Source organism: Dietzia sp. UCD-THP (genome assembly GCF_000349585.1).
GTDB lineage: Bacteria > Actinomycetota > Actinomycetes > Mycobacteriales > Mycobacteriaceae > Dietzia > Dietzia natronolimnaea_A.
This window is the reverse complement of the sequence record NZ_KB714632.1, coordinates 23,605-31,984: the sequence shown is the minus strand read 5'-3', so window position 1 is coordinate 31,984 and position 8,380 is coordinate 23,605. Positions and strand designations below refer to the sequence as shown.

Sequence of the window (8,380 nt, the reverse complement as noted above, 5' to 3'; positions counted from 1 at the left end):
GATCACCACGTCTCGGTCGGTGGTCTGCCAGAACGGCGGCAGGGAGGCCCGGAGGTACCCGCCGTAGCGGGCGGTGGCCAACCGGGAGTCGAGCACAGCCACGACGCCCCGGTCGTCGGTCCGCCGCAGGAGCCGCCCGACGCCCTGGGCCAGGAGCAGTGCGGCGTGGTTGCCGGCGACGGCGAGGAAGCCGTTGCCGCCGCGGGCCCCGACCGCGCGCTGGCGAGCCGAGAGCAGGGGGTCATCCGGCCGTGGGAACGGGATGCGGTCGATCACCACGAGCGAGAGCGACCGTCCGGGCACGTCGACGCCCTGCCACAGCGAGAGGGTGCCCACCAGCGTGGTCTCCTCGTCCGCCGCGAACTGCGCCACCAGGTTGGCGGTCGAGTCCTCGCCCTGGCACAGCACCGGGGTGTCGAGTCGTTCGCGCAGCAGTTCCGCCGCGGCCTTGGCCCCGCGCATCGAGGAGAAGAGCCCGAGGGTGCGTCCGCCGGCGGCGGTGACGAGGTCCGCCAGCTCGTCCTCCGCCTCGGGGGAGGCGCCCTCCCGGCCGGGCGCCGGAAGGTGCGAGGCCACGTAGAGGATGCCGTTGCGCCGGTAGTCGAAGGGCGACCCCGCGTCCAGCCCGGTCCAGCGGAGACTGCCGGCGTCGTCGTCGGACGGGGGTTCCAGGGCGACGGCGGTCGCGGGGTCGGGTCGGGCGGACGAGGCCGGCGGAAGCCCCCAGGTGGCCGCCAACCCGTCGAACTTCCCGCCGGTGGTCAGCGTGGCGGAGGTGAGGATCACCGTCGACTCGGCGAACAGGCGCGCCCGCAGCAGGCCGGCCACGGAGAGCGGGGCCACGCGGAGGATCCGGCCCCGGCGGTCCTCCTCGCTCATCCACACGATCTCCAGGCGCTCGGTCACCGGGCGCTCGAACGAGGAGAGCATGCGGTCGGCCGCGTCGGCGACCTCGTCCAGTGCCGCGAGGGTCTTCTGCCGGTCGGAGGCGCCCTGGGGATCGTTCGCGACCTCGCCGGGCTTGGGCCCGGGCACCGCGCTCCGGCAGTTCTCGGCGGTGTGCCGGACCGCCGCCAGCGCGAGGTCGGCGCCCTCGGGAAGAAGGTCCCACCGCCCCTCGGGGCACAGGTCGAGCAGACTCGCCAGTCCTTCGCCGGCCGCCACCATGCGGTCGGCGGTCTGCTGATCGACGAGCTTGGCCGCGCGCCGCGCCGCCTGGATGACGGCGGCACCGGTGAGTTCGGCCGTCGTCACCCCGGTCACGCGGTCGGACAGTTCGTGGGCCTCGTCGATCACCACAGCGTCGTGTTCGGGCAGGACGGAGACGTCGGTCATGGCGTCGATCGCGAGCAGTGCGTGGTTGGTCACCACCACGTCCGCTCGTCCCGCCTCCTGGCGGGCCAGTTCGGCAAAACACTCGGAGAATTCGGGGCACAGTTGGCCCAGGCACTCGCGGCTGGTCACCGAGACCTGTCGCCACGCGGCGTCGGAGACTCCGCGAGGGAGGTCGTCGCGGTCCCCGGTCTCGGTGTCCTGCGCCCAGTCGTGCAGTCGGGCGATCTCCTGGCCGAGTCGCGACCCGGGCCCCGCGTCGCGCGGGGAGGACTCGCGGGGGGTGCGGGCGGCCGTGGACTCGCCCCCGAGGGGAAGGTCGAACAACTCCTCGGACACCACCTCCTCCGGATCGGCCTCGTCGACCGGGCCGGATGCGACGCGGTGGAGGCACAGGTAGTTCCCGCGGCCCTTGAGAATCGCGTGTGAGGGCGTCACCCCGAGTTCAGGCTTGAGGGCGGCGGCCAGGCGGGGGAGGTCGCGGTCCACGAGCTGGTTCTGCAGGGCGATCGTGGCAGTGGAGACCACCACGGTGCCCCCGGTCTCCACGGCGTGCCGCAGCGACGGCACGAGGTAGGCCAACGACTTCCCGGTCCCCGTCCCGGCCTGGACGGCCAGATGCTCGCCGGTGGCCAGGGCGTTGCCCACCGCCTCGGCCATCCGGACCTGTCCCGTCCGCTCGGTGCCGCCCAGGCTCTCGACCGCGGTGGCGAGCAGCTCGGAGACAGGGGGAAGCGAGTCGGTCACCCGGTCACCCTAGCGGCCCGATCCGACGATCCAGAGGTGTGCCCGGCTGCGGGTGGACGAGCGCTACGGACGCGGCGGCACCACACGCACGGGGACTGCCGGCTCGCCCTCGCTCAACGCCAGGCCCTCCCACGGCAGCGTCACCATCGCAGACTCGTGGAACGCCCGCGACTCCTCCAGGGTCGGCAGGTCCGGAACGGGGTCGCCGTCTCGCATCAGGGGGACCATCAGATCCCTCTGATCGAGTCCGGGTTCAGCGTTCAGGGACCCCGCCCACGGCAGGAGCACCTCCTCGACCGCGGTGCCGGACCGTCGGTGGAGGCGGACCGCTCGCTTGGCGCCCGGTAGGGACTCCTTGTGGGTCGATCGTTTGGCCACCGGTATCCCGTCCACCTCGACGAGCTTGTAGACCATCCCCGCGGTGGGGGCGCCCGAGCCGGTCACCAACCGGGTACCCACCCCGTAGGCGTCGACGGGTTCGGCCCGCAGCGCCGCGATCGCGTACTCGTCGAGGTCCCCGGAGACCACGATCCTGGTCCCGTGGGCGCCCAGGGAGTCGAGCTGCACACGCACCTGGCGGGCCAGCATCCCGAGATCGCCCGAGTCGATGCGGACCCCGCCCAGCCCGGGACCGGCCACCTCGATCGCCGTGGCCACGCCACGGGTGATGTCGTACGTGTCCACCAGCAGGGTGGTGCCCACACCGAGGGCGGCGACCTGCGAGCGGAAGGCGGACGCCTCGTCGGGGCCGTCCGGACCGGTGTGCAGCAGCGTGAACGCGTGCGCCGACGTGCCGGCGGAGGGGACCCCGTGCCGTCGGGTGGCCTCGACGTTCGAGGTGGAGGCGAACCCCGTGAGGTACGAGGCGCGGGCCGCGGCCACCGCGGCCTCCTCGTGCGTGCGGCGTGAGCCCATCTCGATGATCGGGCGGCCGTCCGCCGCGGAGGTCATGCGCGCGGCGGCGGACGCGATCGCGCTGTCGTGATTGAGTACGGACAGCACCAGTGTCTCCATCAGCACGCACTCGGCGAACCCGCCCCTGACGGTCAACACCGGGGACCCCGGGAAGAACAGTTCCCCCTCGGGGTACCCGTCCATCCGCCCGGTGAAACGGAAGTCCCGCAACCACCCGAGGGTCCGCTCGTCGAGCGAGTCGGCCACCGTCGCCAGCTCCTGCTCCCCGAAGCGGAAGTCGCGGAGACGCTCCAGGAGCCGGCCGGTGCCTCCGACGACGCCGTACCGGCGACCGGCGGGCAGCCGCCGGGCGAACACCTCGAACACGCAGGGACGGTCGGCGGTGCCGTCGGCCAGCGCGGCACTGATCATCGTGAGCTCGTATTTGTCCGTGAGTAGGGCGGTGGACGGACGGCCCGGCGGGTGAGGGGCGCGCGTCGGCGCGGTCGAGGTCACCCGGACGACTCTACGGCGTGGCCGACCCGGCGGTAATCCGTATCCTTGGCCCTATGCACACCGTCACCACACAGAACGCGGACGTCCGGAGCGTCGTCCCCGTGATGGCGATGCCGTCGGCCGCACCCGTGGAAGCCACGGAGACCGAGCGCGACGCCGGGGTGGACAGTCCCTGGCTCACGGTCGTGTGGGACGACCCGGTCAACCTGATGAGCTACGTCACCTTCGTGTTCCAACGGGTCTTCGGCTACAGCCGCGAGAAGGCGCACGAGCTTATGCTTAAGGTCCACAACGACGGCCGCGCCGTGGTCTCCTCCGGGAGCCGGGACAAGGTGGAGAACGACGTCCGCAAGCTGCAGGAGGCCGGACTGTGGGCCACGATGCAGCGGGAGGCCTGAGCTCGTGAAGGCCTGGCAGCGCAAGACCTCCCTCACCGGCCCGCGGGTCAAGGCGGTCATGGAGGGGCACGAGGTGCAGATCCTCCACGCCCTGGTGTCCAACATGGTCGACATGTTGGAGCAGCGTCGCGACTCCGCACCGGGGGATGAGCTGGCCGAGATCACCGGGATGCGCAGCGGCCACTCCGAGCTCCCCGCCGAGGCCCCGCTCGCCCGCCTGCTCCCGGATTTTCATCGGCCCGAACCGGGGAGCGCGTCCGACGCGGATGCCGCGGCGGTGGCCCGCGCCCACAACTCGGGGATGCGCATGCTCCACGAACCGGAGATCATCGACGCCAAACTCGCGGCGGCCTCGACGGTCCTGAGGTCGCTCCCGGCACGCGGGGGGACGGTCTCGCTCAGCCCCGAGCAGGCGCAGGCGTGGATGGGCTGTCTCAACGATGTGCGGCTCGGCCTGGGCGCATTGCTGCTCGAGGCCGGAGCGGTGGACGGGGTCCCGGCCACGGACATCCCCGAGTTCGTCGAGGAGGACGACCCGAGGTCGGCGCACCTGGACGTCTACCACTGGTTGACCTTCATGCAGGACTCCCTGTGTTCGGTTCTGACGGGGAAGTGAGGAGAGCACGGTGAATCCAGATCCACGCACGTTCCGGTCGGGGGGCGTCCAGACCGCCCGGCCCGTCCCCCAGGGACCGCGCCGCTGGCCGGCACTGATCCTGCTCTTCGCCTTCGTCGCGCTGATGTGGGTGGTCGAGGCGGCTGATCAGGTCATCCAGGCCGCCATCGGGCCGCCCCAGACCCTCGACAACTACGGTGTCCGCCCCCTGTCGACCGACGGGTTGCTCGGCATCATCTTCCAACCCTTCCTCCACGGGGACTGGGCTCACCTCATCGGCAACTCGATCGCCCTGCTCGTGTTGGGGTCGATCATCGCGATGTCCGGTATCCGGCCCCTGATCAGCGTCACGCTCATCTCGTGGCTGGCGTCGGGCGTGGTGTCGTGGATCCTGGGCGGGCCGGGGACCGTGCACATCGGCGCGTCGGGGATCGTGTTCGGCTACATCTTCTACGTGATCGTCCGTGGACTGTTCTCCCGGCGGTTCCTGCACCTGCTGGTCGGGCTCGTCATCGGCTTCTACTACGGGTTCGAGGCGCTCGCCGGTCTGTCCCCGATGCTGGACGGCGTGTCCTGGCAGGGGCACCTCGGTGGCGCCATCGGCGGCGTGCTCTCGGCCTATGGGCTCAAGCGTGACCGCAGGCCGCAGGCGGTCACCGCCGGGCAGCCGGGGTGGAATTCCGGTCCGCGCAGGTGACGACCCCGGACCCACTGGCCCCGATCGGGGTCTTCGACTCCGGGGCGGGCGGTCTCACCGTGGCCCGGGCCATCATGGACCAGCTCCCTGACGAATCGCTGATCTACGTGGGGGACACGGCCCACGGGCCGTACGGGCCCCTGCCGCTGGCGCGGGTCCGCGAGCACGCCCTGGCGGTCGCGGACTCCCTCGTCGACCGGGGGGTCAAGGCTCTGGTGATCGCGTGCAACACCGCATCGGCGGCGATGCTGCGGGACGCGCGCGAGCGCTACCCGGTGCCGGTGGTCGAGGTGATCCAGCCGGCGGCCAGGCGGGCGGTGGCCACCACGCGGTCGGGTCGCATCGGGGTGATCGCCACGCGCGCCACGGTCGCCTCCCTGGCCTACGACGACGCCGTGGCCGCCGCGACCGGGGTCGAGCTGACCTCGGTGGCGTGTCCGAAGTTCGTCGAGTTCGTCGAACGCGGCATCACCAGTGGCCGGCAGGTCCTGGGCCTGGCGGAGGCGTACCTCGCCCCGATCCGGGACGCCGACGTGGACACCCTGGTCCTGGGGTGCACCCATTACCCGCTGCTGTCCGGGGTGGTCCAGCTCGCGGTGGGCGATCACGTCACGCTGGTCTCCAGCGCTGAGGAGACCGCCAAGGACGTGGTGCGCGTGCTCACCTCCCAGGACCTGCTGCGGCCCCACGACGCGCAGACCCCGGCCCTGCGGGAGTTCCTCGTGACCGGTGACCCGGACAGTTTCCGTCGAGTGGCGTCCCGGTTCCTCGGCCCCGACCTGGTGGCCGTCGGCCGCGCGGCCGCGGTGTGACTCCTCCCCGCCGACGGGCCCGGGACCGCCCTCGGGAGCACACCCCGGGCGGCGGCGGGCGGGTCGTGGCACGATGGTGCCCATGCTTCTGACAGTCCTGGGTTGCTCGGGGAGTATCGGCGGACCCACCTCGCCGGCGTCCGGGTATCTGGTGGAGGTCGAGGGGATCGGGCCCGTCGTGATCGACATGGGTCCCGGGGTGTTGGGGGCTCTGCAGCGGTACGTCTCGCCGGAGACCGCCACCGTCCTGTTGTCCCATCTCCACGCCGACCACTGCCTCGACGTCCCGGGCCTGCTGGTGCTGCGACGCTTCGGCCCGGAGGCCGAGCACGCCGTGCGCATGCCGCTCATCGGACCCTCCGGAACCGCCTACCGGATCGGCGTCGCCTCGTCGGAGGAGCCGGGCGCCGTGGACGATCTCTCGGACACGTTCGAGGTGGGGTCGTGGGAGGTCACTCCGGACGTGGAGTTGAGGGGCGACGACGACGAGGTGGCCCTGCGTGTGCGGGCCGACCGGGTGGATCACCCGCCGGAGTCCTACGGGCTGAGGCTGACCTCGGCGGACGGTCGCGTCCTGGCCTACAGCGGCGACACCGCCTACTGCGAGGCGTTGATCCAGCTCGCGGCGGGGGCGGATGTGTTCCTCTGCGAGGCGTCGTGGACCCACGAGGAGGGCCGCCCACCGGGGATCCACATGTCCGGTGCGGAGGCGGGTCGCACCGCACGACTGGCAGGGGTCGGTCGGCTGGTCCTCACCCACATCCCGCCGTGGACGGACAGCGAGGCCGTGCGCGCGGAGGCCGCCGCGGAGTTCGACGGCGAGGTCATGCTGGCGGAACCGGATCTGCGACTCGAGGTCTAGCTTCTTGAGTTCTCGCTCGAGAGCTGCGCGGTCGACGAGCGGCGGTGGCCGCTAGGATCGGCGGGCGTGACCTCATCTACTGACGGCAGAACAGACGGACGCGCGGACGGCGACCTGCGCGACGTGACCCTCACGCGCGGATTCACCTCGCACCCGGCCGGCTCGGTTCTCGTGACCTTCGGCCAGACCCGCGTCATGTGCACGGCGAGCGTGACCGAGGGCGTGCCGCGCTGGCGCAAGGGGTCGGGCCTGGGGTGGCTGACCGCGGAGTACGCGATGCTCCCGGCTGCGACCCACGAGCGTTCGGGGCGCGAGTCGGTCCGCGGCAAGGTCGGGGGACGCACCCACGAGATCAGCCGCCTGGTGGGCCGGTCGCTGCGCGCGTGCATCGACCTGTCCGCGCTGGGGGAGAACACCATCGCTCTGGACTGCGACGTACTCCAGGCTGACGGCGGCACCCGCACCGCCGCGATCACCGGGGCCTACGTCGCGCTGGCAGACGCGGTGACCTGGCTGGCGGCCAAGGACGCCGTCACCGGCAACCCGCTGACGTGTGCGGTCGCGGCCGTGAGCGTCGGCGTGGTGGACGGCCGTGTCCTGTGCGACCTGCCCTACGAGGAGGACTCGCGCGCAGGGGTGGACATGAACGTCGTCTGCACGGACGCCGGGGAGCTCGTCGAGGTCCAGGGGACCGCCGAGGGCGCCGCGTTCGGACGGGACACCCTTAATGCGATGCTGGACTCGGCCCAGGCCGGCTGCGAGCGGCTGTTCGAGCTGCAGCGACAGGCCCTCGCGGCGCCCTACCCCGGCGAGCTGCCGATGCCCCCGGCCGCCCGGAGCGCGGGGCGTCAGCGGTGACCGTGCGGCTGCTGGTCGCCAGCCGGAACGCCAAGAAACTCGCCGAGCTGCGACGGGTCCTGGACTCCGCGGGGATCGACGGCATCGAACCGATCGGCCTGGACGAGGTGCCCGACTTCCCCGAGGAGCCGGAGGACGGCGCGACATTCAAGGACAACGCCCTGATCAAGGCGAGGTCCGGGTGGAAGGCGACGGGCCTGGCGTGTCTGGCCGACGACTCCGGGCTGGCCGTGGACGCGCTGAACGGGATGCCGGGCGTGCTCTCCGCTCGCTGGGCGGGCCGTCACGGCGACGACGCGGCCAACAACGCGCTGCTGCTGGCACAGCTCTCGGACGTGCCCGACGAGCGTCGTGGCGCGGCCTTCGTCTCGAGCTGCGCCCTGGTGTACTCGGCTCCGGACCCGGAACCGTCCGCGGAGGGCCCCGTCGAGAGGGTCGCGGAGGGGCGGTGGGCCGGACAGGTGCTGCGGGGGCCTCGCGGCGAGGGCGGATTCGGCTACGACCCGCTGTTCCTGCCCGAGGGCTCGGACCGCTCCGCCGCCGAACTCACGGCGGAGGAGAAGGACGCCGACTCCCACCGCGGTCGGGCCCTGCGGGCGCTCGTGCCGGCGTTGCGGGAGCTCGCTGAGCGCGGGATGCGGCGCTGAG

Annotated in this window: 9 protein-coding genes; 7 read left to right on the top strand and 2 right to left on the bottom strand. The window is 72.2% G+C overall.

Features of this window, described 5'->3' with window-relative positions; genetic code table 11:
• Both H483_RS27705 and H483_RS27700 read right to left on the bottom strand, forming a co-directional pair.
• Nucleotides 1-2,079, bottom strand: a 2,079-nt coding sequence (locus H483_RS27705; RefSeq protein WP_017836555.1) for an ATP-dependent DNA helicase, incomplete at its 3' end; no start/stop codon positions are given.
• A 63-nt stretch (nucleotides 2,080-2,142) separates the two neighbouring features.
• On the bottom strand, nucleotides 2,143-3,489 hold the full coding sequence (locus H483_RS27700; RefSeq protein ID WP_017836554.1) for a nicotinate phosphoribosyltransferase: 1,347 nt from the start codon (nucleotides 3,487-3,489) through the stop codon (nucleotides 2,143-2,145).
• A gap of 104 nt (nucleotides 3,490-3,593) precedes the next feature.
• Here H483_RS27700 and clpS point away from each other — a divergent pair, with 104 nt between their 5' ends.
• The 7 genes from clpS (at nucleotide 3,594) to H483_RS27665 (ending at nucleotide 8,379) form a co-directional block, all read left to right on the top strand.
• A complete protein-coding gene (clpS, locus tag H483_RS27695) occupies nucleotides 3,594-3,887 on the top strand; it encodes an ATP-dependent Clp protease adapter ClpS (RefSeq protein WP_042329498.1) in 294 nt (97 codons plus the stop codon).
• Nucleotides 3,888-3,891: 4 nt separating this feature from the next.
• Nucleotides 3,892-4,503 carry a DUF2017 domain-containing protein gene (locus tag H483_RS27690; protein WP_017836552.1) on the top strand — a complete coding sequence of 204 codons (612 nt, stop codon included), beginning with the start codon at nucleotides 3,892-3,894 and terminating at the stop codon, nucleotides 4,501-4,503.
• 10 nt (nucleotides 4,504-4,513) lie between these two features.
• Nucleotides 4,514-5,200 (top strand): rhomboid family intramembrane serine protease, encoded by a 687-nt coding sequence (locus H483_RS27685; RefSeq protein ID WP_017836551.1) that lies wholly within the window; start codon nucleotides 4,514-4,516, stop codon nucleotides 5,198-5,200.
• A complete protein-coding gene (gene murI, locus H483_RS27680) occupies nucleotides 5,197-6,012 on the top strand; it encodes a glutamate racemase (protein ID WP_031264803.1) in 816 nt (271 codons plus the stop codon). The genes H483_RS27685 and murI overlap by 4 nt, the downstream gene beginning before the upstream one ends.
• Nucleotides 6,013-6,094: 82 nt before the next feature.
• Nucleotides 6,095-6,874 carry an MBL fold metallo-hydrolase gene (locus H483_RS27675; RefSeq protein ID WP_017836549.1) on the top strand — a complete coding sequence of 260 codons (780 nt, stop codon included), beginning with the start codon at nucleotides 6,095-6,097 and terminating at the stop codon, nucleotides 6,872-6,874.
• A 66-nt stretch (nucleotides 6,875-6,940) separates the two neighbouring features.
• Complete coding sequence (gene rph, locus H483_RS27670; protein WP_031264802.1) at nucleotides 6,941-7,732, top strand: ribonuclease PH; 792 nt, start codon at nucleotides 6,941-6,943, stop codon at nucleotides 7,730-7,732.
• A complete protein-coding gene (locus H483_RS27665; RefSeq protein ID WP_017836547.1) occupies nucleotides 7,729-8,379 on the top strand; it encodes a non-canonical purine NTP pyrophosphatase in 651 nt (216 codons plus the stop codon). The genes rph and H483_RS27665 overlap by 4 nt, the downstream gene beginning before the upstream one ends.
• The last annotated feature ends 1 nt before the right edge of the window (nucleotide 8,380 follow it).

Excerpts from the sequence above, each read along its gene's own strand:
- clpS (WP_042329498.1), top strand. The coding sequence starts at position 3,594 with ATGGCGATGCCGTCGGCCGCACCCGTGGAAGCCACGGAGACCGAGCGC.
- H483_RS27675 (WP_017836549.1), top strand. The coding sequence starts at position 6,095 with ATGCTTCTGACAGTCCTGGGTTGCTCGGGGAGTATCGGCGGACCCACC.